Source organism: Alkalihalobacillus sp. BA299, assembly GCF_017745675.1.
Classification (GTDB): domain Bacteria; phylum Bacillota; class Bacilli; order Bacillales; family Bacillaceae_F; genus Alkalihalobacterium.
The window spans coordinates 225,243-249,091 of record NZ_JAFLJM010000007.1; the positions used below are offsets into that span (position 1 = coordinate 225,243).

22 protein-coding genes and 1 pseudogene are annotated in these 23,849 nt (G+C 36.0%); 20 read left to right on the forward strand and 3 right to left on the reverse strand.

Annotated elements, in window-relative coordinates; genetic code table 11:
- The first annotated feature begins 26 nt into the window (after nucleotides 1–26).
- The 14 genes from J0N78_RS11825 (at nucleotide 27) to J0N78_RS11890 (ending at nucleotide 13,961) form a co-directional block, all read left to right on the forward strand.
- Nucleotides 27–1,097: an LLM class flavin-dependent oxidoreductase gene (locus J0N78_RS11825; protein ID WP_209123299.1), complete on the forward strand. Its 1,071-nt coding sequence runs from the start codon at nucleotides 27–29 to the stop codon at nucleotides 1,095–1,097.
- Nucleotides 1,098–1,361: 264 nt separating this feature from the next.
- On the forward strand, nucleotides 1,362–2,918 hold the full coding sequence (locus tag J0N78_RS11830) for an AMP-binding protein (protein WP_209123300.1): 1,557 nt from the start codon (nucleotides 1,362–1,364) through the stop codon (nucleotides 2,916–2,918).
- On the forward strand, nucleotides 2,915–3,370 hold the full coding sequence (locus J0N78_RS11835; RefSeq protein ID WP_209123301.1) for an FAS1-like dehydratase domain-containing protein: 456 nt from the start codon (nucleotides 2,915–2,917) through the stop codon (nucleotides 3,368–3,370). Before J0N78_RS11830 ends, J0N78_RS11835 begins: the two co-directional genes overlap by 4 nt.
- A gap of 30 nt (nucleotides 3,371–3,400) precedes the next feature.
- Complete coding sequence (locus J0N78_RS11840; protein WP_209123302.1) at nucleotides 3,401–3,826, forward strand: hotdog family protein; 426 nt, start codon at nucleotides 3,401–3,403, stop codon at nucleotides 3,824–3,826.
- A 203-nt stretch (nucleotides 3,827–4,029) separates the two neighbouring features.
- The gene (locus J0N78_RS11845; protein WP_209123303.1) at nucleotides 4,030–5,112 is read left to right on the forward strand and encodes a TRAP transporter substrate-binding protein; all 1,083 of its coding nucleotides are present in this window, start codon (nucleotides 4,030–4,032) and stop codon (nucleotides 5,110–5,112) included.
- 86 nt (nucleotides 5,113–5,198) lie between these two features.
- Nucleotides 5,199–5,747, forward strand: a complete 549-nt coding sequence (locus tag J0N78_RS11850; protein ID WP_209123304.1) for a TRAP transporter small permease — start codon at nucleotides 5,199–5,201, stop codon at nucleotides 5,745–5,747.
- A 64-nt stretch (nucleotides 5,748–5,811) separates the two neighbouring features.
- Nucleotides 5,812–7,080, forward strand: a complete 1,269-nt coding sequence (locus J0N78_RS11855) for a TRAP transporter large permease (RefSeq protein ID WP_209123305.1) — start codon at nucleotides 5,812–5,814, stop codon at nucleotides 7,078–7,080.
- Nucleotides 7,081–7,098: 18 nt separating this feature from the next.
- Nucleotides 7,099–8,199 (forward strand): TRAP transporter substrate-binding protein, encoded by a 1,101-nt coding sequence (locus tag J0N78_RS11860; RefSeq protein ID WP_209123306.1) that lies wholly within the window; start codon nucleotides 7,099–7,101, stop codon nucleotides 8,197–8,199.
- A gap of 144 nt (nucleotides 8,200–8,343) precedes the next feature.
- Nucleotides 8,344–9,282 (forward strand): DMT family transporter, encoded by a 939-nt coding sequence (locus J0N78_RS11865; RefSeq protein WP_209123307.1) that lies wholly within the window; start codon nucleotides 8,344–8,346, stop codon nucleotides 9,280–9,282.
- Between the two features lie 202 nt (nucleotides 9,283–9,484).
- Complete coding sequence (locus tag J0N78_RS11870; RefSeq protein ID WP_209123308.1) at nucleotides 9,485–10,756, forward strand: ATP-binding protein; 1,272 nt, start codon at nucleotides 9,485–9,487, stop codon at nucleotides 10,754–10,756.
- 334 nt (nucleotides 10,757–11,090) lie between these two features.
- The gene (locus tag J0N78_RS11875) at nucleotides 11,091–12,263 is read left to right on the forward strand and encodes a thiolase C-terminal domain-containing protein (RefSeq protein ID WP_209123309.1); all 1,173 of its coding nucleotides are present in this window, start codon (nucleotides 11,091–11,093) and stop codon (nucleotides 12,261–12,263) included.
- A gap of 25 nt (nucleotides 12,264–12,288) precedes the next feature.
- The gene (locus J0N78_RS11880) at nucleotides 12,289–12,711 is read left to right on the forward strand and encodes a Zn-ribbon domain-containing OB-fold protein (protein ID WP_209123310.1); all 423 of its coding nucleotides are present in this window, start codon (nucleotides 12,289–12,291) and stop codon (nucleotides 12,709–12,711) included.
- 59 nt (nucleotides 12,712–12,770) lie between these two features.
- Nucleotides 12,771–13,328 (forward strand): SDR family NAD(P)-dependent oxidoreductase, encoded by a 558-nt coding sequence (locus J0N78_RS11885; protein ID WP_209123311.1) that lies wholly within the window; start codon nucleotides 12,771–12,773, stop codon nucleotides 13,326–13,328.
- A gap of 150 nt (nucleotides 13,329–13,478) precedes the next feature.
- Entirely contained in the window at nucleotides 13,479–13,961 is a 483-nt protein-coding gene (locus tag J0N78_RS11890; RefSeq protein ID WP_209123312.1) for a nuclear transport factor 2 family protein, read from the forward strand.
- A 318-nt stretch (nucleotides 13,962–14,279) separates the two neighbouring features.
- On the opposite strand, the gene J0N78_RS11895 is transcribed toward J0N78_RS11890, so the two are convergent.
- On the reverse strand, nucleotides 14,280–15,239 hold the full coding sequence (locus tag J0N78_RS11895) for an alpha/beta hydrolase (RefSeq protein WP_209123313.1): 960 nt from the start codon (nucleotides 15,237–15,239) through the stop codon (nucleotides 14,280–14,282).
- 676 nt (nucleotides 15,240–15,915) lie between these two features.
- Between J0N78_RS11895 and J0N78_RS11900 the strand changes: the two genes are divergently transcribed.
- The 5 genes and pseudogenes from J0N78_RS11900 to J0N78_RS11920 form a co-directional block, all read left to right on the forward strand.
- Nucleotides 15,916–16,980, forward strand: a complete 1,065-nt coding sequence (locus tag J0N78_RS11900) for an LLM class flavin-dependent oxidoreductase (protein ID WP_209123314.1) — start codon at nucleotides 15,916–15,918, stop codon at nucleotides 16,978–16,980.
- A 181-nt stretch (nucleotides 16,981–17,161) separates the two neighbouring features.
- A complete protein-coding gene (locus tag J0N78_RS11905) occupies nucleotides 17,162–18,235 on the forward strand; it encodes a phosphotransferase family protein (protein WP_209123315.1) in 1,074 nt (357 codons plus the stop codon).
- A gap of 227 nt (nucleotides 18,236–18,462) precedes the next feature.
- A complete protein-coding gene (locus J0N78_RS11910) occupies nucleotides 18,463–19,095 on the forward strand; it encodes a TetR/AcrR family transcriptional regulator (protein ID WP_209123316.1) in 633 nt (210 codons plus the stop codon).
- Nucleotides 19,096–19,653: 558 nt separating this feature from the next.
- A complete protein-coding gene (locus J0N78_RS11915) occupies nucleotides 19,654–20,196 on the forward strand; it encodes an NADPH-dependent FMN reductase (protein WP_209123317.1) in 543 nt (180 codons plus the stop codon).
- Nucleotides 20,197–20,270: 74 nt separating this feature from the next.
- Nucleotides 20,271–20,360 (forward strand): annotated as a pseudogene (locus J0N78_RS11920) (SDR family oxidoreductase); the annotation flags it as partial.
- Between the two features lie 159 nt (nucleotides 20,361–20,519).
- Here J0N78_RS11920 and J0N78_RS11925 read toward each other — a convergent pair.
- Entirely contained in the window at nucleotides 20,520–21,461 is a 942-nt protein-coding gene (locus J0N78_RS11925; RefSeq protein ID WP_209123318.1) for a TIGR03943 family putative permease subunit, read from the reverse strand.
- A 21-nt stretch (nucleotides 21,462–21,482) separates the two neighbouring features.
- Complete coding sequence (locus J0N78_RS11930; RefSeq protein WP_209123319.1) at nucleotides 21,483–22,502, reverse strand: permease; 1,020 nt, start codon at nucleotides 22,500–22,502, stop codon at nucleotides 21,483–21,485.
- 194 nt (nucleotides 22,503–22,696) lie between these two features.
- Between J0N78_RS11930 and J0N78_RS11935 the strand changes: the two genes are divergently transcribed.
- On the forward strand, nucleotides 22,697–23,689 hold the full coding sequence (locus tag J0N78_RS11935) for a CobW family GTP-binding protein (RefSeq protein ID WP_209123320.1): 993 nt from the start codon (nucleotides 22,697–22,699) through the stop codon (nucleotides 23,687–23,689).
- Nucleotides 23,690–23,849 lie beyond the last annotated feature (160 nt).

Below are 23,849 nucleotides of genomic sequence, written 5' to 3' on the forward strand. Positions count from 1 at the left end.
TTAAATTTATAAGGAGAGTGTTTTAAATGAAATGTGGACTTTTTTACGTATTAGAGTGTGTAGATGGACAATATGATCGAGCTTATAAAGAGATGCTAGAACAAATTCAGTATGCAGAAGAACTTGGTTTTGGCAGTGTTTGGTTAGCGGAGCATCACTTTACTGATTATGGAAGTATGCCGTCTCCTCAAGTAGCTGCGGCTGCGATTTCGCAAATTACAAAGACGATGGACATCGGAATGGGAATTAGCATATTAAACTTTGATAACCCTGTTCGTATTGCAGAGGATTTTGCGATGGTTGATATTTTAAGTAACGGTCGCTTAAAATTTGGAGCTGGTCGCGGCTACCAACCGATTGAATTTAAAAAGCTGGGTATACCTATGGAGAATTCACGCGAAGTCTTCTGGGAAGCAGTTGATATCATCCAAGGGTTGTGGGCTAACGACACATTTAGCTATCAAGGAAAGCATTTCCAACTTGACGATGTTAAATTAACTCCAAAACCAGTTCAAGAGAGAGTTCCATTTTATTATGCGTGCATTAGCCCAGAAACGTTTGATTACATGGTAGAACGAGGGGCGCAAGAATTCATGTGCACGCCAACATTAATGGTGATGGATGAATTACTGCAATATATCAAATCAACGAGAGATCGTCTTCTTCTTAAAGGGGTTAATCCAAAAATCCATATGAACTTACAAATGAATATTGCGGACAGTCCTGAACAAGCAATTAAAAATGTCGAAAAAGAAATGGAGATGTATTTCGATCGTGTACTCGCACTAGTTCCAGGAGCGAGAGGGGAAAAGGCTGCTAAAGGATATGAGCGCTTTGCAGAAGTCGCTGAACAAATGTCAGGACCAGTTGATGTCGGCATGTTAAACGATGCGGGTATCGTTTTATTAGAGAATTCAAAAGCAGCAGTCGATAAACTTGAATTAGTTGAACAAGCAGGTGTTGATAGCTTATCGTGCTGGTTCCGTATGGGTGGAATGGAACATCGCAAAGTTATGAAAACAATGAAGCTATTTGCTGAAGAGGTATTACCATATTTCAGACCTACAAGTGCACCAGTACAAAAGATTGGTCAATAATTTTTAAAATCTTAATTAGAGTTTAATAAGTCTATCTTAGTGTAATTATATAGATTACTAGATAAGGAAAAAACGTTTATGACATTTGGGAGTGAGCTAATCCTCTACAATTTTTACAACCAATTTAAGCTCTCTCCCTATTTCTTTTTAAGTGAAGAAAAGGGAGAATAGATTTTAAAAGAATGATTTACATAGATGGATACAAAGCTAGTTGAGTAATAAATGAGGCAATATAAATTAATTTAGAATGAGGAGGGAAATGGAGTGAATATCGGACTAATTCCATCAAAATATGCGAAACTTGATCCGAATCGAACCGCGCTTATCGATATACCCAATGAACGCCGTATCAATTTTGGCGAACTCGATGAGCGTGTTCGCAGGTTGGCTAATGGTCTTATTAATGATTTTGGACTAACAAAAGGTGATCGAGTTGCTGTCTTGTCTAAAAATAGTATTGAATACGTGGAAATTTATTATGCCTGTGCACGCGTAGGATTAATCATCCAACCGCTTAATTGGCGTTGTAGTAACCCAGAATTGAGACGAATCCTAGATGATGGTAAACCTTCAGTATTCATAAGTTCAGAAGAGTTTCTTGGAGAGTGTCAGGAACTGCAGCAACAGGTAGACATTCGTTATTGGCTGACATTTGGAGAAAATAGTGATGGGTCTTATGAAAATTTGATTGGAAAAGCACCGAAAGACGAGCCTCCATTATCGGATAGTGTTGGCGATAACGACCCAATGGTCATTTTATATACGGGTGGTACAACTGGGGAATCGAAAGGGGCGCTTCATAGTCACAAAAGCTTTTATATGGGAATGGTAAATCAAACGGTTGCAGAACGCATCGTACCAACAGATGTCTATATGTTAACAGGTCAGATGTTTCATATTCCAATAGGTCTAGCCATCAATTACATGGCTCATGGGTGCCCAGTAGTTCTAGTAAACTTTGAAGCCAAGCAAGCTCTTGAAGTCATTCAGCAAGAACGTGTATCTGCTTTTCTTGGTATTACGACGATGATCAATCGAATGATTGCCGTTGAAAATTTCTCGAGCTATGACTTGAGCAGCTTACGGAACATTCAGTATGGTGGTGGCCCGATGTCAATGGCAGTTGTAAAAAAAGCACTTAACGCATATCCTTGTACTTTAATTCAAGGATATGGGCAGACAGAAGGAATGGGAATGACGTTTCTTTCACAGGAAGATCATTTAAATGCTGTTAACGGAATTCACCCAGAACGTTTGGCCTCTTGTGGGCGTGAAGGACACATAACCTCGGTGCTAGTCGTTGATCCCCAGGGTAATCCTCTACCACGTGATGGTAAGAGTCCAGGAGAAATTATTGTTAAATCTGATGCCAATATGATTGGCTATTGGCAAAGACCAGATCTAACGGCCAAGACGATACGAAATGGTTGGATGTGGACAGGGGATATCGCTACTTGGGATGAAGAAGGTTATGTTTATATAGTCGATCGTGCTAAAGACATGATCATCTCAGGCGGTGAAAATATATACAGTATTCAGGTTGAAGATGCCATTTATCAGCATGATGCCGTTCTAGAAGCAGCTGTCTTTGGTGTCCCAGATGATGAATGGGGGGAAGTGGTAAAAGCTGTAGTTGTCCTAAAGCCTGGGCGAACAGCAACAGAGCAAGAAATAATAGAAACGGCTAAAAAGCATCTTGCGTCGTACCAGAAGCCTAGATCAGTGGAATTCATAGATAATTTACCAAAGGCACCTACAGGTAAAATTCTTAAACGTGACTTAAGGGAACAATACTCAAAGCCAAAGGAGAATAAAATATGAACAAACTATTGACCGATGAATTGTTAGCCAATATTGGTCGTTCAGCACCCCCAAAAAAAGAACTAGTTACCCGTCGTGATATACGTAAATATTCCATTGCAACAGGGCAGCGGCAAAGAAAATTCCTCGATGGTGATGAGGCTCCACCGATGTTTCATGTGTCCTTATTTTGGGATGTAGTGGAATTAGACCAACTACTACCAGATGGGGTTTCAGTAGATAAATTACTCCCCGAATTTCCTCTAAAAAAAGCAATGGCTGGGGGATTAAAAATTGATTATCATAAAACAATTTTTCCTGGTGACTGGTTAATTGCCACTCGCACATTAACTGATATTTACGAAAAAGTAGGATCTAAAGGGCCAATTATTTTTTATGAAGTTACGATGTCTATAGAAAATGAGTTGGGTGAAAAGGTAATCACTGAAAAAACAACTAGGCTTCTACGTTAACCTGTTAAATAAATGAAAAGGAGGATCTAGATGAATACTTCGAGTAACACTTCGAGAGTTTCAAAGATAAAACTTGGTGATACATTACCAGAGCGAGAGTTTACACCCGACAACGTACAATTATTTTTATACAACGCGGTATTGTGGAATGCCCATCGTATTCATTTTGACTATCCCTATGCTACGGAGGTAGAAAATTACCCTGGTTTAGTGATAGCGGGACCATTGCTGGGCGAGTGGCTTAATCAGTGTGTAGTAGATTGGTTAGGAGATGATGGTCTATTAGTTTCTATTGAATACTCAAATCGAAAAGCTTCTTATATTGGCGAAACACTTCGGTCTGGTGGAAAAATCATTGCAATAAATGACGGTAAAGGGGAAGTTACCCTTGAAATCTATATAAAAAATGAAGCTGACGAAACCATTGCTCCTGGTACGGCTGTCGTACGTTTTTAACCATTTAAATAACCTGCATGGTTCCTATCCGCATTGGGAATGGCATTGAAAGACTGGACATAATAATTAATTTGAAAGTAATCTTTTCTTGTTATTTATAAAACAAATGTTTGTTATATTATATTAAAAATGTTATTAATCAACAATCTAGCAGTGTAAATAAAGTAATAATTAATCATTAACCATATAGGGAGGCCGTTATTTTGAAAAAAATTAATTTAGTTTTATGTCTTTTGCTTGTTATATTTTTAGCAGCATGTGGAAATTCAACCAGTAATACCCAAGAAGAGTCAAATAGTAGTAATGCTCCAAATACTTCAGATTTATCTGAACAAGAAAAATATGTACTAAAGTTGGCTCATGCTTATCCAACAGCATCATATATGCATACGTTTATGGAGTGGTTTAATGAAGAAGTGCAGAAGCGTAGCGATGGGCGGCTATCGTTAGATATATACCCAAGTGGCCAGCTAATGCCAACGGATCAAGAAGTTCCTGCTATTTTACAAGGGCAAATCGATATGAGTCACTCCCTGTCCCCAGTCCTGGCAGGTTTTGACCCTATTTGGAATCTTTACGAACTCCCTTTTATCTTTGAATATGATCCGAAAGATCCGACTGTATTCATAGAAAATCGAGCAAAATTTAATAATAGTGAAAATGGTGGTAGAAAAATTGCCCAATTAATGGAAGAAAAAGGCTTGAAAGTTTTATCACTTGGTTTTGTCGATATGTTTGGTTCACTATATACAACAGACAAAAACAATTTGGTTACGGATCCAGAAAGTGCAAAAGGTTTAAAAATAAGAACGGCAGGCGGGATCATTGGTCCAGAAACGGTAAAATCATTTGGAGCTAGCGGTATGACGATTCCTGCCGCTGAACTAGTAACTGCGCTTCAGCAAAAAGTTGTCGATGGATTGTTAACGACACCAATATATACTAATGATGCGAAGCTGCCAGTAGAGACATTAACGGTCGTCCCATTGTTCAACACGGTTACCCCACTTGTTATGTCACTTGAAAAGTTTGAGTCTTTACCAGAAGATCTTCAGGAAATTCTAGTTCAGACAGGCAAGGATTTGGAGGAGTATGGTAAGGCACAGGTAATCGAAAAAGCAAAAACAGCTTATACAACATTGGCAGATGAAGGTGTAGAAATCTACTATCCTACAGAAGAGGAAATTAACGAATGGAGAGAAGCAACAAAACCAGCTAGGGAAGTCTTTGAAAATCAGGTTGAAGGTGGAAAAGAGCTTTTAGAAGAGCTTTCGAATCTTAATTAATATTCGGATCCTCGTACGACTTTACTCTAGTTCAATAAAAGATTAAATTATTGAACTAGAGTTTATAAAAGGAGTTGGAATTTTTCATGGATAAATTACAGAAGATTGAATCCTCGACCCGATTTTTGGATAAAGGCCTGGAAGTGACTGCAATCGTTTGTTTAATAATAAGTGTTGCTGGTGCCGTAATAAGTGTCTTTTCCCGCTATTTACTAGATATGTCGTTCCAGGTTATTGAAGAAATTTGTCGCTACGCTATCATCTATGGTGCATTTGCCTATATCGGCCCCTTGGTTAAAAGAAAAGAACACCTAAAAATGGATATACTGCAAGATCTCTTAAAAAATAAGATAAAAAAATCTAATGAATTATTAATTAGTGTTATTTTGTTTGCTTCTTTTGTTTTTCTCTTTTTGTCCAGCATTATGTGGTCAATCTCACTATTAAATATGCAAGTCATGACGGCGTCTGGAATTATGTTAATGTTTATTCCAGCCCTTGCAATACCAATTGGAATGCTATTCGGATGTATCTACTCATTCCTGCAGATCCTTCAGGATTTTTATAAGTTACGCCAACACGACAAAGAAAAAATCGAAGATGTCGGTTCATTAGAATCAAAGGTAGGCTCCTAAAAGATAGCAAGGCGATTGTGATTAAATGGGTGAAAGTCATCTATAGTTGAAGGGGGAGATTAGGGTGTTAGTTGTAGGATTTTTTATATTTATACTTCTATTAGTTATTGGAGCTCCTATATGGTTAGCCTTAGCGATGAGTGGTGGATTTTGGGTATATGTTCAAATGGGATTACCGTTAGTAAGTATACCATCTCAATTCTTCATTGCCACTGATGCTTGGATTTTATTAGCAGTACCTTACTTCCTCCTAGCTGGAAATTTAATGACTTATATGGGGCCAGCTAATAAAATGTTTAAATTTATAAAAAATCTTGTAGGCCATCTGCCAGGTGGGATGACTGCTGCAGTCGTAGTTACCGCAGCTATTTTTGGAGCATTGTCAGGTTCGTCAGTTGCAACTGTTGTAGCCGTAGGATCTATGGCTATTCCACAAATGATTAAAATGGGGTATTCGAAGGAAAACAGTTATGGAGTCATCGCTGCTTCAGGAACATTAGGTCAGATGATTCCACCGAGTATTTTTATGATTTTATTTGCCGCAACTACTCAACTTGACCCTGGTCAACTGTTTTTGGCTGGGATTGCACCAGGAATATTCATGTCAATTGTATTAATTATTGTGGCAATTGTTGTTAGCTTTCGTGATAAAACTGAACGGCCACAGAAAAGTAGTCTTAATGAAACATTTCACTCATTTTTACATGCAATCCCATCTTTGCTAATGCCAGTTATTATTTTGGGAGGAATTTACGGAGGAATTTTTACACCTACCGAAGCAGCTGCAATTGCGGTTTGTTATGTACTAATCATAAGCTTCCTATTTAATAGGAAAGATTGTACCATTCCAAATTTCAAGAAAAGCTTGATAAATACAATGATTACAACTGCTGTAATTTACATTTTACTTGGCGGTGCTAAATTGTTTTCTACGGCGATGACATATTTACAAGTTCCGCAGATTTTAACTGAATTTGTAACAAATATACAGGTTGCAGATTGGATCATCATGTTATTAATCATATTACTGTTTTTGTTTTTTGGAATGTTCCTGGATGCGATCCCTATTTTATATATCACATTGCCTATTTTATATCCAGTAGTACTCTCATTAGGGTATGATCCGATTCACTTTGCAATAATTACGGTTGCTAGTTTGATGATAGGTCAGATCACTCCGCCGGTAGGTTCTAGTTTATATGCAATAAGTGGCCATTTTAAAGAAAACATGGGTGTAGTCGTCAGAGGATCTTATCCATATTTAGTCGGATTAATTGTCGCTACTCTTGTTATTTTGTATGTTCCTTGGCTTAGCATATTTTTATTTCAATAAATCCTAGGGGGAATTTTTTTGAAAAAAAGTTGGTTATTATTATGTCTTTTGTTCGTAATGTTTTTGGTTGCATGTGGTAATTCTAGCAATACTACTAACTCTTCAAGTTCTAGTCAAAAAGCACCGGAAAGCAATAATGAAACGGATTCCCCTGCTTCTTCTGAGGAAGAAGTGTACGTGTTGAAAGTGTCCCATGGCTTTCCGACATCTTCATTTATGCACACTTATATGGAATGGTTTGACGAAGAAATACAAAAACGTAGCGAAGGACGGCTATCATTAGAAATCTTCCCAAGTGGACAGTTAATGCCAATTGATCAAGAAATTCCTGCTGTTTTACAAGGTCAAATTGACATTGTTCATTCAACTTCTCCAATTCTTGCAGGTTTCGACCCAATATGGAATTTCTATGAATTACCTTTTATTTTTAACTATGACCCTAAAGATCCTTCAGTATTCCTCGAGAATAGAATAAAATTTAATAACAGTGAAAATGGCGGTCAAAAAATAGTAAAAATGATGGAAGAAAAGGGATTGAAAGTATTGTCACTTGATTTTATTGATATGTTTGGTTCGATATATACGAATGATGCTAACAAACCGGTAACTGGGCCAGATAGTGTTAAAGGTTTAAAACTTAGAACACCAGGTGGTTTAATTGGCCCTGAAACAGTAAAAGCTATTAGCGCAAGCAGCATGACAATAGCAGGTACTGAAGTAATAACAGCTTTACAGCAAGGAGTGGTTGATGGTCTCTTAACTGTCCCAATTTATGCACACGATGCGAAGTTACCGATAAAATCATTTTCAGTAGTTCCGCTTTTTAATAGTTTAACTCCGGTAATTATGTCACTCGAAAAGTTTGAGTCATTACCAGAAGACCTTCAGGAGATTCTTGTTCAGACAGGAAAAGATTTAGAGCTATATGCAAAGGAACAGGTAGAAGAAAGGGCTATAACAGCTTATACTAACTTGGAAAATGAGGGTGTAAACATCCATTATCCTTCAGAGGAAGAGAATAGGCAGTGGGAAGAAGCAACGAAACCAGCAAGAGAAGTCTTCATAAATCAAGTTGAAGGCGGTAAAGAACTATTAGAAGAACTTTCTAATCTTAATTAACTCTAAAAAAGTTTAGAATACTGATTGATGAATCCCGTCACCCTAACGCTGGTGGCGGGGGTCTAACCAAACAATTGTGAGATAAGTAATATTAATAGGAAAACTGGTTGAAAAAAACCTATTAATCTGAAAGAAGATGAAAAATTGAGTACAAAACGAATGAAATTAATACTGTTACTCGTTATTATTATGTGGGGAAGCAACTTTGTAGTATATAAAATTTTGTTAGAGAATTTCCCTTTTTGGACACTAGTATTTTCCCGGAATTTTTTTGCTGCACTCGCATTAGTTTGGCTTGTACGAAAATTTCTCCATATCAAGCCACGTAATAAAAAATTGTGGGGCTGTGTATTAGGTGCTACCTTATTAGGTGTTTTTATTAATAATGTCTTATTTCAATATGGTCTTCAGTATACGTTAGCTACTAACGCCTCACTCATTATGGGGTTAACGCCTTTGACGACTGCTTTAATTTCTTATTTAGTATTTCATGTGCCATTGCATCGGAAGCAAATACTAGGTGTTTTTCTTGGTTTTTTTGGTGTTTTCCTTATTGTAATGAAAGGATCGCTACAAAATTTACTAGAGTTTTCCTTTAATATCGGTGACTTATTTATCGTCGGGACGTTATTATTTTTTAGCTTAAGTTTCATTTTTGTAAAAAAAGCTACTGATACTATGTTTCCAGCAGAAATCATCACTTTGTACGGATACACGATTACCTCGATTTGTTTGATACCCATGGTATTCTGGGAACAAACAACAATGGGTTGGGGTGAACTTCCAACTGGTGTAATATTTTGGATCATGTTGCTTTATGTTGGTATCTTTCCTACAGGGATAGGTACTTTGTTATGGAATCGCGGTATTAGCATTCTTGGACCTAGCCAAGCTGCTATTTTTATGAATGGAGTTCCCTTAGTAGCTGCGGTTGCATCCATTTGGGTATTAGGAGAACCTATTTTATGGTTTCATATTATAGGATTTCTTTTTATAGCAACAGGTGTTATTTTGGGATCTCAGAATAACGAGTCAGTAGTGGAAAAGAAAAATGAAGATAAAGCCGCTAGTGTTTCGATTTAAAAACATATTTCTATGGAGGAACATTAAAGAAAAATCTCATTGTAAAATTCAACTCAACTTTTTATGATGTCTACACTTGTTTTTTATATGAAATGAGCTCTTTTAAAGCCATTGTGGCTAACGCTTTTTCTTCGCTCTTAAAAGGATTGTGCATAGAATTGTCGAATATAATTGACAAGTCTATGAAATCTGGAGGAATTCTATGGTTGTATATCTCAAAGATTTTCTATTAAACATTTTCATTATTTTATCACCGTTAGTTTTTTATCCTTACATTCATAAATTAAAGAACAAAACTTTTTTATATCGAACTATGCTGGGTATGCTTTTTTCAGTCATTTTGATATTAATAATGTCTCTGCCAATTAATATTAATGGTCTAATCTATGATTTTCGTTCGATTCCAGTAATCATTGGATCACTTTATGGGGGTTCAATTGTTTCTATTTTCTTGTTTATTACCCTTATTACATATCGTTTTATTTTAGGCAATCCAAACAATTTGGTTTATGCAATTTCGTTATTACCTAGTTTATTTCTTATTCTTTTTACGCTTAGTAAATATGGTTATTTAAAAGTGTATCAAAAAGTAGCATTAGCTGTTGTGTTAAGTATTTTAATGAAAATGATAACGTTTACATTATATCTCACTTATATTCAAAACCTTGATTTACTCATTAATAATTTTACAGAATCACTACAAACCTATTTTGTACAATCTGTAGTAATAGGAGGATGTGTATACTTAATTGAACTTCTCAATAAATATTTTGAAATGCAAGATGAGTTATATAAAAGTGAAAGAATAAAAATGGTTAGCGAAATGGCTGCTTCTGTAGCACATGAAATTCGAAATCCACTTACTTCCGTACGAGGGTTTATTCAGTTGTTTAGTGAGCAAGATTTAGACAAAGAAAAAAAAGAGCTATACCAAAAAATATGCCTTGAGGAACTGAGCCGTGCAGATCTAATCATTTCAGACTACCTTTCCCTTGCAAAGCCTGACATAGAAATCTTCGATAATATTGAAGTTAACGGTGAAGTGCGTTATTTATCGAATGTACTGCTGACAATTGCAAACTATAATAATATACAAATTTATACAAATTACTTTGAAGATGAAGAAATATACATTTCTGGAGACCGTCAAAAATTTAGACAGGCTTTAATAAATATTGGCAAAAATGCTATTGAGGCAATGCAAAACGGTGGTGTTTTAGAAATTAAGTTAAATAAAGAGAGTAATAATCTTGTTATTTGTATAATGGATACCGGCGTTGGAATGACTGCAGAACAAATAAAAAGAATAGGGACTCCTTATTATTCTACAAAGGAGAAAGGCACAGGACTGGGGACAATGGTTTCATTTTCAATTATTAAAAAGATGAACGGGAAAATCAGTATTAAGAGTGAAGTTGGAAAAGGTACAAAATATTTTTTCACTTTCCCGCTGTTAACGAAAGCTTCAGATTAATTTATTTGCAGGAGTTTAAAAGTGTAAACACTTTTGTTCATTCTGTTGGCTTAGTAGAAAATGACAAAAAATTTCACTCAACAAGTAACAGTGATAACGGAAGAAACAAATGGAAGCTTTCCAGCAAATCACAATAAATTTTCAAAGTATTTTAAAAATATTGAATTGAATTTTTGGTGTTGTTATAATATTATCAAACAAACGTTAGATTTAATATTTTAGTAGAGGTTTAACTATTTTCTAACGACAAAAAAATCGAACGTCTATTATAAAAGAAATTGTTGTATGGGTTATAAGTGCAAATTAATTAGATGAAGAAAAGAGGGAGAAGAGAATGAATTCATTACGTGGTAAGGTCGCTATTGTAGGTGCGGCAGATACAGATGTGGGAGTTGTGCCTCACATGAGTGCGACTCAGCTTTGTGTAGATGCAGCACTTCGCGCCCTTAAAGATGCTGGAATTAGCAAAGACCAAGTTGACGGATTAATCACTTGTAATTCTTTTGCTGAACCGTTCATGTATCATGCTGAAGCGATTGCTGAATATTTGCAAATCTTTCCACGGTACTGCATGGGTGTTGGTACAGGAGGGGGTACAACCTTTTCTATTCTTCATCATGCAGCATCTGCAATCTTGACGGGAGTTTGCGATACGGTATTAATTACGATGGCTGATAGTTTACGTAGTGGATTATCTAGGGATCAAGCTTTGGCCATGCAAGCAGCAACTGGACATGCACAGTTCGAAACACCATATGGGCCCACTGTTCCTGCTTATTATGCACTAATTGCACAAGCACATATGGCAAAGTACGGCACAACACCTGAGCAATTTGCTCGAATAGCTGTTGCTGCCAGAAAACATGCGAGTTTAAATCCAAGTGCTCAGATGCGTGAATTAATTACGGTTAAGGATGTGTTAAATTCAAGGTTGATCGCTGACCCTCTTCATTTGCTAGACTGCTCACTTGTATCAGATGGTGGTTCAGCTGTTATTTTAACTTCTGCTGACCGGGCAGCTGATTTTCCGAATCATCCTGTGTACATACTCGGTGTTGGCGAGGGGCATGGACATGAGCATATAAGTCAAGCACGTAGTCTGACAACTTCAGCAGCAGTTGAATCAGGGAAGCGTGCTTATGATATGGCAGGCTTACGCCCAGAGGATATGGATTTTGCCCAACTTTATGATTGTTTTACCCCTACGGTTTTAATTGAATTAGAGGATCTTGGTTTTTGTAAAAAAGGCGAAGCGGGCGCATTCATAGAGAGCGGAGCTATTGAGCTTGGTGGTTCGCTACCTGTCAATACACACGGAGGTCTGCTGTCTCACTGTCATCCAGGAAACCCAGGTTCGATGTTCGCGTTAACGGAGACTATTCTGCAACTTCGGCATCATCATGCTGGTGACCGTCAAGTACAAGGAGCAGAAGTGGCACTTGTTCATGGGCAAGGTGGGATCATGTCCAGTCATACAACACTAATTCTCGGTCGAGATAGAGGTTAAATATGAAATAGAAGAGGTGAGAAAAATGGTAGATCATTCAGGAAAAAATTTTCCGCGTCCGACGATAGAAACTGAGAAATATTGGCAAGGGTGTCGCAATCATGAGTTACTGATCCAAAAATGTTCAGAGTGTAACCATTATCAATTTTACCCACGTATCATGTGTACGAGATGTTCTAGTGAACAAGTAAAATGGGAACGTACTTCAGGCCAAGGTAAAGTGATTAGCTTTACAATTATTCGCCGACCCATTTCCAAAGCTTACAAAGCTGAAACCCCGTATGTAGTTGCGCTAATCAAATTAGAAGAAGGGCCGGTGATGATGAGTAATATCATTCAATGTGACCCAGAAACAGTTAAGGTTGGCATGAAGGTAGAAGTTGAATTTGAAGATTGGTCAGACGAGATCTCCATTCCAAAATTTCGCCCAATAAATGAAGGAGTTTGAGGTAAATCTGCTAGTCTCAATTTTTGAAAGATGTCTTTTTACATTAAAGGGGGTGATGCATGTTTTGTAATGCCTATTTAAATGAGTATTTAGTAAACTATGCATATGGTACAATTGACATTTTGGCTAATGTTGCTGGGGTCGTATCAAGAGGTTCAGATAAGCTTCTTGAGCAAACCGAAGAGGAATGGGATCGAGTAATTGATATTGATCTTAAAGGAACATTTTTAGGGATGAAAAGTGTCATGCCTGAAATGGTAAAAAATAAACAAGGAAAGATTGTGAATGTCGCTTCATTAGCTGCACATATTGGGTTAACAAACTTAGTAGCGTACTCTGCGGCAAAAGGTGGAGTTGCTGCGATGACAAGGCAAGTAGCTATGGAATATGCAGCAGATAATATTCAAGTCAATGCTGTATCTCCAGGGATTATCCAAACACCCATACTAGGTGATACAACGCCAGAAATGACAGAAATTTTCTCAGCGGCAACCCCAGCAGGACGTTTAGGAAAACCAGAAGAAATAGCCAATTTAATTCTCTTCTTTGCCTCAATCGAAGCAGACTTTGTTACGGGACAAATTTGGAAAGTGGATGGCGGTTGGAGTTCACAATAACTTGATCAAGTCGTAAGAATTATAGTTCTTAGGTAGTTATTTTAACACTTTCACCAAACAAATATTTGGTTTAGTTCGGACGGTTACAGTAAAACGTTTTTAAGTGCAATTGGATTTATAAATCAAAAATAATAAGAGAGGTGTATGACTATGTCCAAAACTTTAGAAGAAAGAATTGCAGTGTTAGAGGCTCGTGAAGAAATTAAAGAAGTGATCGCAAAATACAATCATGGAGTCGACAAACATGATGAAGAAATGTTTATGGATATTTGGGAAGAAAATGCTGTATGGGATATTGGCGATCCTTGGGGATATTGTGCTAATAAACAAGAAATATTAGATAAGACAAAAGCGATTTGGGAAGGTCTTCCTGAAACACATCACTATGCAATGAATGAAGTGATTGAAGTAGATATTAATAACGGCACTGCTACTACTGTAGCTGATGTAGATGCGACAGCAACCAATGCTGTAGGTGTACCGCTCGTCATCGCAGCTACGTACTGGGATAAGTTAAGTAATCGAACAGGTAAGTGGCGACTTACTGAAAGAAAAGTAAAAATCCATTATATGACTCCTGCTCTTGAACCTTGGTCTGACAAACCAGAGACACGTATTAATCCTAAGTTATAGTAAACTGTTTTGAAGGCTTTATCTTAAAAAGTTTTACATCGTTGGTACTTAAATAATAAAGTATGAGGTTGTCTCAAAACCAATGAGTCAGGCACCTCAACCACAAAATATAGATGCTATTAACCATAATAGCATCTATATTTTATATAAAACCGAGGAGCCAGACACTTATGAGACAACCCCATTTTTAGATTGTCGCTTTTTGTTTTTTTCAATAATAGTAAATAAAGATAGATTAACACGAAGAGGTTGATCGAAATACCTAAGTATTATATGGATCAACCTTTTCACGTTTATTAAGTTTTATAGGTTCCTAGATTAAACGGATTGTCTAGAAGAAAATTGTTTTTTCAGTGCAGTTGCAATTTGTTCAACACCCTTTTTCGCGTCATCCATAATGACAGGCATCCATAAAAATCCGTGAATTTGTCCATCATATCTTGTCAATTCAACTGGAACTCCTGCTTCTTTTAATCTTTCAGCATAGGCCTCGCCTTCATCTCGCAACACATCGTATTCACAAGTGATCACTAAAGCAGGAGGCAATCCACTGACATCTTTTGCTAGTAAAGGAGAAGCATAAGGATGTAATTTTTCTACTTCTGTATTTGAGAAGTATTGGTCCGCGAACCAATGCATTGCTGGTTCTTCTAAGTAAAAGCCTTTTCCATTATCTACATATGATTGAGTGTTAAATCTAAAGTCAGTTACTGGATAAAGAAGTAATTGATAGGCGATATCTGGACCGCCACGGTCTTTTGCCATTAATGGCACTACAGCCGCAATGTTCCCGCCTGCGCTATCGCCGCCAACTGCGATACGACTAGGGTCACCATTATACTTGGCGATATTTTCTGACACCCATTTCGTTGCAGCATAGCAATCCTCTACAGGAACAGGGAATTTATTTTCAGGAGCTAAACGATAATCAACAGATACAACCAAACATTCGGTAGAATTTGTGAGCGAACGAAGTAAAGGATCAACAACTTCTAAATCACCTAATACCCAACCACCGCCGTGGTAGTAAACAAAGACTGGGAAAGGTCCATCTCCTTTAGGAGTATAAATACGAAGTCCGATTTCAGCACCTTCTACAGGAATATTAATATTCTCTACTTTTGCTACTTCCTGAGGCTCTCCAATTACTCCAGCATAAAAAGCAAGTAACCCATCACGATTTTCTTGTACAGACATTTCTTCGATCTTAGGAGCACCATCTGCCATAGCTGCTGCAATTTGATCTAATAGATTTTTCACTTGAGGTTGTAATGCCATATCATTTTTCCTCCATTCAATAATTAGTGTAATCGCTTTCAATGATTATTATAAATTCTGGTAAAAAATAATGCAAGAAAAAAAGATACAAAATTGAGAAAAAATGCACTTTTCAGAAAATAGTATAAAATTTATAAGGAATTAAGTAGAGTAATAAAGTAACAGAACGTTTTAAAGCTTCTACTTTTAATCAGTGCTTACTGTATTTAGGCCAATATAGAAAATAGATGCGTTAATATGTTTTTAAGATTTTTACAGTAAAAGTGATTTTTTCAGAAAATTTTAAAAATAGTATTGAAATTGATTGGTTAGGTTGCTATAATTACGACAAATCAAACAAACGTTAGATTTATATCTGTATTGAAATTAATTTTCTCAGACTAAAAAATGTTTCTTCAAGAAAAACAAACTCAATACGATTGGGTACATAAGTTTTAAAGTTTATTAATATAAAAATTTTTGTTACTTCTTTTAGGGGGTGATGGTTGCTAAGGTCGTGGTTTTGCTTAATCTTTAAGCATATTTTCAGCAAAAACTTCTAACTGGAGAAGCGTAGGCTTTTTTATCTCCTATAAAACAAATGCTTGGTTGAAGAGTTCTGCAAACGCTTTCGTTATTTCTTTGATTATTTTTACAATTAATTTATCTTTAATTTTAATAAAAGGAGTGTTTTTGTATGAAATGTGGACTTTTTTATGTATTAGAGTGTACTGATGGGAAGTATGATAAAGCATATAATGAAATGCTAGAGCAAATTCAATATGCAGAAGAGCTTGGCTTCGGTAGTGTTTGGTTAGCGGAGCACCACTTTACAGATTATGGTAGTATGCCGTCTCCTCAAGTAGCTGCTGCAGCGATTTCTCAAGTGACGAAAACAATGGATATTGGAATGGGTATTAGTATTTTAAACTTTGACAATCCAGTTCGTATCGCTGAAGATTTTGCGATGGTTGATATTTTAAGTAATGGTCGCTTAAAGTTTGGGGCTGGACGGGGTTACCAACCAATCGAATTTAAAAAGTTAGGAATTCCAATGGAAAATTCACGAGAAGTGTATTGGGAAGCTGTTGATATTATTCAAGGCTTGTGGTCGAATGACAGCTTTAGTTATGAAGGAAAACATTTTCAACTTGAAGATGTGAAATTAACACCGAAGCCTGTTCAAGAGCGAATCCCGTTTTATTATGCGTGCATTAGCCCGGAAACGTTTGATTATATGGTCGAACGAGGGGCACAGGAATTTATGTGTACTCCAACTTTGATGGTAATGGAAGAATTACTGCAATATATTAACTCAACAAGAGATCGTCTTCTCCTAAAAGGAATTAATCCAAAAATTCATATGAACTTACAAATGAATATTGCGGACAGTCCTGAACAAGCGATTAAAAATGTTGAAAAAGAAATGGAAATGTACTTCGACCGTGTACTCGCGTTAGTTCCAGGAGCGAGAGGAGAAAAGGCTGCTAAAGGATATGAGCGCTTTGCAGAAGTAGCTGAACAAATGTCAGGACCTGTTGATGTCGGTATGTTAAATGATGCGGGTATCGTTTTATTAGAGGACGGAAAAGTAGCTGTCGATAAACTCGAATTAGTTGAACAAGCAGGAGTAGATAGTTTATCGTGCTGGTTCCGAATGGGCGGTATGGAACATCGAAAAGTTATGAGAACAATGAAGCGCTTCGCAGACGAAGTATTACCTTACTTTAATACTTCAAAACAAAAGGTTGGACTAAAATAAATCGTTTTAATATCAATTAAAATAAATTTTGAATAAATAAAATGAGGTGTCAGTAAATTGTAGTTAATAGATTAAATATATAATATTTATAGGGAGTGGGCTGCAAACATCATTGGTATTGTTTCCTTCTATAGCAGTAAGCTTGTTCCCTATTTTTAAATTATTTTAAGGTGGTGAAACCATGAAACAGAAGCAACAAGATAATGAAACAATTTCAATACGTAAAGGTGAAAATTTTGACCAAGAAGCACTCAGGAAATACTTATTAAAACATTTAGATGACTTTCCGAATCAACCACTTGAAGTTACCCAATTTCCTACTGGTTTTTCTAATTTAACATACTTAATTCGAAGTGGTAATTGGGAAGCTGTTATGCGTCGTCCACCATCTGGTCTCCTCCCCCCAAAAGCACATGATATGAAAAGGGAATCTGAACTTCTAAAAAATCTTTATCCTGCTTTTCAGCTCGTGCCTAAACCATATGTTTATTGTGATGATAAATCCGTACTAGGCGTACCATTTTATGTAATGGAACGAAAACAAGGTGTCGTATTAAATGAAACATTTCCATCTGGTTTCAACGTTTCAAATGAATTATGCGTTGAAATTTCCTATGGTGTTGTTGATGCACTAGCACAATTACATTCGGTTGATTATGAAAAAGCAGGTTTAGCTAGATTTGGACATCCAGATGGATTTTTAGAAAGACAAGTGAATGGTTGGATTAAGCGATATCAAAAATCTAAAACAGATGAAATTGAATATTTTGAACCACTGGCTAAGTGGCTGTTGGTTCACATTCCTGAATCGGAATATACAGCGATAATTCACAATGATTATAAATTAAATAATATGTTACTTTCTAAAGATTATAAACGAATTGAAGCCATACTAGATTGGGAGATTGCTACGGTAGCTGACCCGTTCTTTGATTTAGCTGGGGCCTTAGGTTATTGGATGGAAGAGGGGGACCCAGATTATCTTGTTGAAAGCTTACCAACTGTTACAACAAAACCAGGTTTCATTAAGCGGAGCGATTTTATTCAAAGGTATGCATTAAAAACTGGCAAAGATATTCCTCCTCTAAATTTCTATATGGCTTTTACTTATTTTAAACTAGGAGTTGTATTACAACAAATATATTATCGTTGGAAAATAGGTCAGGCTGATGATGAACGTTTCGCTCAATTGAATCAAAAGGTGAAAAACCTGATGGCTTATGCGTACGAAGTTACGGAAACTAGAAACTATTAAATTTTTATCTAGTAATAATACGTTCTTTTCCAAGAAGCTTTGTTACCCTATCTATTAAGAACATAATCAGCTTTCTATCTAAGCAATGTATTGTAAAATGAAAACAAAGAATGGTAAAATTATATCAAACAACTGATTGATTTATTATTAAGAAGTTATTTTGTAATTTATATTAAAGGAGCAAACGTTCTTAATAGAACTTAACTAGATGGGAAGGTGCCATGGAAATGAACAAAAATATAAGTAAAAAAAATCAAACAAAAAAGTCAAGCAAGAGATATAACGAAATCATTGATGCAGCAGCGAAAGTTTTCCGGGATAAAGGATATAAGGAAGCTACTTTAGAGGATATTGCTAACGAAGTCGGAATGCTAAAAGGAAGTCTCTATTATTACATTACCAAAAAAGAAGACTTATTATACGCTGTTGTTGAGAGGCCACTCAGTGAAATGACTGAGACTTTAAAACAAATTGTTAACACGTCGTATACACCAACCAAAAAGTTAGAAAAAGCGTTACAAAATCATATTGCAGGATTTGAGAACTATCAAAGTGAATTATTTGTTTGGATCTCGATCGAATGGTTTAAGGCTGAGTTTGGTGGAGAAATTGCTACATTAGGTGATGAATATGATCGTCTTTTTCGTAAAATTATAGTAGAGGGGATTGAGAAGAAGGAATTTCGAAATGACCTAGACCCGAAACTGATGACATTTGCAATATTTGGCGTTTATAATTACTTACAACGTTGGTACTCCCCAAATAATGGTTATTCATTAGAGGATATCTCAAACCAGTTTAATGAATTTGTGATCCAAGGAATATGGGATAAAGTTCTTCTATGTTCCGACAATACCTAATTTTACGCATTCATAAGTTTATATAAATTTAAAAAAGGCGGGAAACTACCCTGTCTTTTTATACTTTTTAAAATAAGCAAGGGTATTTATGTCTGGGACTGATGAAAAGTTTAGAGGAGTTAATGTAGCTCTCTATTGTGCTAATTGTAATGGTTTCAGGTGAAAGAAAGGAAAAACATTTTTTTAGTTTCCTATAATTTAAAATAAAACAAACATTTGATAAAAATAAGAAGTTGTTATTGTTCCAGGAGGGTAAAAAGCAGGTATAAATATGAAAATTCAAAATTGTTTAGTAGTTGGCGCTATTCGGATGGCACCTAAATAAGGAGGTTAAGATTTGGAGCATTTAATAAAACAATCCTTACTAAAGTCCCCAGGTCTATCTACTAGGAAAATTCTAAATAGAATAAAAAAATACAATAATATTGAAAGTAGTACCATATGTAAGCATCTTAGAAAATTAAAAAGTAAAGGAGTACTCATTAATAAAGGGAACTGTTGGTATTTAAACTCCAAATTTTCAAAAGATTTAAGTGGAAAACAAAAGGAGGATGTTAAATGAAAATAGTTGGAGTTTCTGGGACAATAATTGGCTCTAAAACTCGTGTCGTAGTAAGTACGGTGTTGGACGAGATTGTTAAAGTTGATCCTTCAATTGAGGTAAAATTACTTGACTTAAAAGAATACAACGTCCAGTTTTGTGATGGACGGGACCCTTCAGAGTATAATGAGGACACAAAAAAAGTTTTTGATATTATGAAGTCTGGTGATGTTTTTTTAATGGGTACACCGATTTTTAATGCATCTTTATCAGGCCCTTTAAAAAATCTTATCGATTTGACACCAGTTTCAACTTTTAAAAATAAAGTGATGGGATTTATTGCAACAGGTGGGACATATCAACATTATCTCGTCATCGAAAACCAATTAAAACCAATTGCAGGATATTTCCGGTCATTTGTTGCACCAAGTTACGTGTACGCAACAAATGACCACTTTAATAAAAATAATGAAGTAGTTGATGAAGAGGTGCTCGAGCGAATTCATAATTTAGCAAAAGAACTTGTTTTCATGCAGAAGTCTTTAAAGTTAAGTGAGTAACAATTGCGGTTAAACATGATGTTTCGTAAAAAAGTGAATGGGAAAAAGTTATTATATTATGAAGAATGGCTTAACCAGAAGAAGTCGCTGATGCTGTGCTGTTTCTATCATCAGATGAAGCTAGTTTTATAACAGGTACAGAACTTGTAGTTGATGGTGGATAACTTGCAAGTAAGGCATAGACCCAAGTTTTCATGATGAAAACTTGGGTCTATGAGCATAATGAAAAAAATTACAAATTACTTTTACCACATAAAAGGGAGCTAACGTACTGGGACCCTCAAAGGGTGATGATGAGGATTAGCCTATTACCCTTGCCCAAATTATCTAAAACTCGGGAAAACATATGGTTGTTCGGGTTCATCGATCACTGTAATTTCTCTTAAATGAAGGAGCGGAATCGGGTATCCGTTGTACTCCGTTTTATCAAGAGTACCGGAAACATGAACCCATGTATCATTTTCATATTCTGAAGCTAAATCAGTTTCTATCAATGTCCCGTATACAGCAGAATCAGCAACGCAGCAAGTCATTGCAAATCTGGCAACGACCATTTGGTTTTCAGCTAATTCAGGCTCGCGGTATACAAAGCCAGTCGTTACAATTTCTTTTCCTAAAAATTGTTCCATGTGTAGATCCAAGACGGTCATAATATCTAAATAATTTTCGTCAGTAACAATAATTCTTTGTTCATTTTCTAACTTCTTGGCTAACTCTAGATAATACTGGTTAAAGCCTTCCTCGGTATAGAATTCTTCCACTGTATAATGTTCTTCTACTTCACCAACGCTATCGAAGTATTCATCAGGATTTTCAAGGTAAGCTTCAGCTCGTGAAGTACTACTACTTGCTGTATTGGTAGCTTCAGTTGGTTTCGTTAATATACCACTACCATACTGCACCCCACGATTTGCAGCGACTGAACTATCAAGAACTCTATCTGGTAAAACAAACCCCATTACAATTGGAGCAACAAAAACGGAGTAGATGGCAATTTTTATTAAAGGTGAGCCTGTCATCGAATGATCTTCACCACAGTCACAATCAATATTCTGATCATTTTTTCTCGTACTTCTAATAATTTGGACTACACCTAGCATAATGAAGACCACTAATGCAAAATAGATAAATGGCATCATCTTAGGCGCAATATAGTAACGAATGTTTCCTGAGATTATAAACGCAAGTAATAATAGTGAAAATCCAAGAAGGATAATTCCACGAATATAACTATGAAAGCTAACATCAGTATTTTGTTGGTTCATCTTATCCCTCCTATTAATCTATTATAATACTAATAGTTGAAGTGTTAGAACTGAAATAAATACAACTACTGTAACTACAATAATAAAGCTAATGACAAATTTTGCTCGGAAAAAGGCAAATAACATAATTGTATTTTTTAAGTCTAGCATCGGACCATAAACGAGAAATGCAATAATTGAACCGGTTGTAAAAGTATTTCCAAAAGAAGCGGCAACAAAGGCATCTGCTTCAGAACATAATGAAAGGATGAATGCAAAAGCCATCATAACACCTGTTGAAGACCATTCATTACTACCGATTGTAAGTAATATATTTCGATCTAATAATGTTTGGAATAAAGCCGCAATAAAAGCACCTATAATTAAATATTTACCCATCAAGAAAAATTCATCTGCAGCATGATACAAGGTGAGTTTAATTCGGTTTGGTTTTTTGGGTGTGCCAATTGGGGCCATGACACGCCCTGTTAACTCTTCTTTCGTCCACTTTAATTGGTCTTTGTTTTTAAAGATAATATACATGATCGCACCAATGATAATTGCCAACACAAACGCTAGTCCCATTCTAGCATAAAGTACTGTTAAGTCCGTTCGGAAAGCATAGAACGTAGATGCCGCAACCACTGGGTTTAGAATGGGGGCGGCTACTAAAAATACGACACCAACATGAAGTGGCATCCCTTTTTTTATGAGCCTGCGAACAACTGGAATTATTGCACATTCGCAAATAGGAAATATCGCCCCTAATATAGCAGCGGGGAGTAATGCCATATACGCGTTTTTTGGTAAGTAACGTTGTAGTGTATTTTCAGAAACATATATTTGAATAACCGCAGAAACGAACACCCCAAGCAAAATAAAAGGAACAGCCTCAATGACAATTCCAAGAAATATCGTATTTACGTTAAGCATGACATTGGAAATCGGAAGTGTTCCTTCTTTAAATCGTTCTATATTAAAAAATAATAGAAGGAAGAACACAAGTAATACGACTCCAAACAAGTCTTTCATCAAAGATGACATCGAAGTTTTTAAGTTCATCATTCTCTCCTATAAAGGTAGATTTTTAGCTAACTAGTATTTTAACATAGTTGATATCCATTTCGTAGAGGGAGAATTATTTGTCAAGAAAATGAAAAGAAGCTGGTAAATAGTAACGGTTCTTATTTGTAGAAAGACTTTATTTATTGTATGCTAGATTTTAATAGATTATGTATGAAAAGGTGGTTCAAGCGATGACCAAACAAATTCCGGTTTATTTAATAACTGGTTTTTTAGGAAGTGGAAAAACTACAGTTCTAAAAAAAGCTGTCCATGCTGTTAAAGATAAGGGGCTTACCCCAGCACTTATTTTAAATGAATTAGGGGAAGTAAATGTTGAACACGGATTATTTGATCAAGAACGCATGGTTGAAATGCTTAATGGCTGCATTTGTTGTACGATTTCTGCTGATATGACAAGAGAGCTTTCGGTATTTTTAGAAGGAAATAAAGATGTTGATGTTCTTTTTATCGAAGGAACAGGAGTCGCAGATCCATCTGAAATTATGGAGTCATTAACTCACCCTTCTCTAATTGATAAAGTAAAATTAGTTTCTACTATTGGTATGGTAGATGGAAGTAAATTTCTTGAATATCAAAGTATTTTTTCGAGTTCAAAAGAGATAAGAGAGATATTAAAAAAGCAAATCTCTTCCTCTGCATTAGTCGTTTTGAATAAAGTCGATTTAGTAAAGGATAAAGAACTAACAAAGGTAAAAAAGAAAATTTCAGAGCTTATCGATGAACGAGCTGAGTTTATTGAAACAGATCATGGTGAAATTAGTGCCGGTATTTTACTGAAGGAAAGAGTATCAAATAAAAATTACTCGATTTCAGACAGTAGTGACACTTACTACCATGATGATCACGAGCATCACCATCATCACGGTCAGGTTCATGACCACCACCATCATATGTTTCAAGCGATCACATTACGAGACATTCCAGCTATTGATCGGATGATATTTGAAAAGTGGCTTCAAAGTATGCCACAAGTGGTACGTAGCAAAGGGATTATTCATTTGGAAGAAACACCACAGCGATTTCAATATCAATATGCTTCAGGACAACTGGTGTTAAACCGTAGTAATGTTCAACAAGAAGCTAAACCATGCATTATATTGATTGGGAGCAACTTAAGTGGAGAAGAAATAAGTAAAAGCTTTCAACAATTAGTGAAAAAATAAGCGAAAAAGAAAAAAAAGTATAAACTTCGAGGATGTCTAGCTTCAGGTGTCAACGGCTCGAAGTCGCTTCGGACCATCAAACGTGTCCAAAAGTCAGGACACTAATTGCTGGTCCTCCAGCGCTTGTCGCCGATAAGCAGACACCTTCCGCTTTTCTTAA

Coding starts and splice junctions, on each gene's coding strand:
- J0N78_RS11825 (WP_209123299.1), top strand. CDS start 27: ATGAAATGTGGACTTTTTTACGTATTAGAGTGTGTAGATGGACAATAT.
- J0N78_RS11835 (WP_209123301.1), top strand. CDS start 2,915: ATGAACAAACTATTGACCGATGAATTGTTAGCCAATATTGGTCGTTCA.
- J0N78_RS11840 (WP_209123302.1), top strand. CDS start 3,401: ATGAATACTTCGAGTAACACTTCGAGAGTTTCAAAGATAAAACTTGGT.
- J0N78_RS11850 (WP_209123304.1), top strand. CDS start 5,199: ATGGATAAATTACAGAAGATTGAATCCTCGACCCGATTTTTGGATAAA.
- J0N78_RS11870 (WP_209123308.1), top strand. CDS start 9,485: ATGGTTGTATATCTCAAAGATTTTCTATTAAACATTTTCATTATTTTA.
- J0N78_RS11875 (WP_209123309.1), top strand. CDS start 11,091: ATGAATTCATTACGTGGTAAGGTCGCTATTGTAGGTGCGGCAGATACA.
- J0N78_RS11880 (WP_209123310.1), top strand. CDS start 12,289: ATGGTAGATCATTCAGGAAAAAATTTTCCGCGTCCGACGATAGAAACT.
- J0N78_RS11885 (WP_209123311.1), top strand. CDS start 12,771: ATGTTTTGTAATGCCTATTTAAATGAGTATTTAGTAAACTATGCATAT.
- J0N78_RS11890 (WP_209123312.1), top strand. CDS start 13,479: ATGTCCAAAACTTTAGAAGAAAGAATTGCAGTGTTAGAGGCTCGTGAA.
- J0N78_RS11895 (WP_209123313.1), bottom strand. CDS start 15,239: ATGGCATTACAACCTCAAGTGAAAAATCTATTAGATCAAATTGCAGCA.
- J0N78_RS11900 (WP_209123314.1), top strand. CDS start 15,916: ATGAAATGTGGACTTTTTTATGTATTAGAGTGTACTGATGGGAAGTAT.
- J0N78_RS11905 (WP_209123315.1), top strand. CDS start 17,162: ATGAAACAGAAGCAACAAGATAATGAAACAATTTCAATACGTAAAGGT.
- J0N78_RS11910 (WP_209123316.1), top strand. CDS start 18,463: ATGAACAAAAATATAAGTAAAAAAAATCAAACAAAAAAGTCAAGCAAG.
- J0N78_RS11915 (WP_209123317.1), top strand. CDS start 19,654: ATGAAAATAGTTGGAGTTTCTGGGACAATAATTGGCTCTAAAACTCGT.
- J0N78_RS11925 (WP_209123318.1), bottom strand. CDS start 21,461: ATGAACCAACAAAATACTGATGTTAGCTTTCATAGTTATATTCGTGGA.
- J0N78_RS11930 (WP_209123319.1), bottom strand. CDS start 22,502: ATGAACTTAAAAACTTCGATGTCATCTTTGATGAAAGACTTGTTTGGA.
- J0N78_RS11935 (WP_209123320.1), top strand. CDS start 22,697: ATGACCAAACAAATTCCGGTTTATTTAATAACTGGTTTTTTAGGAAGT.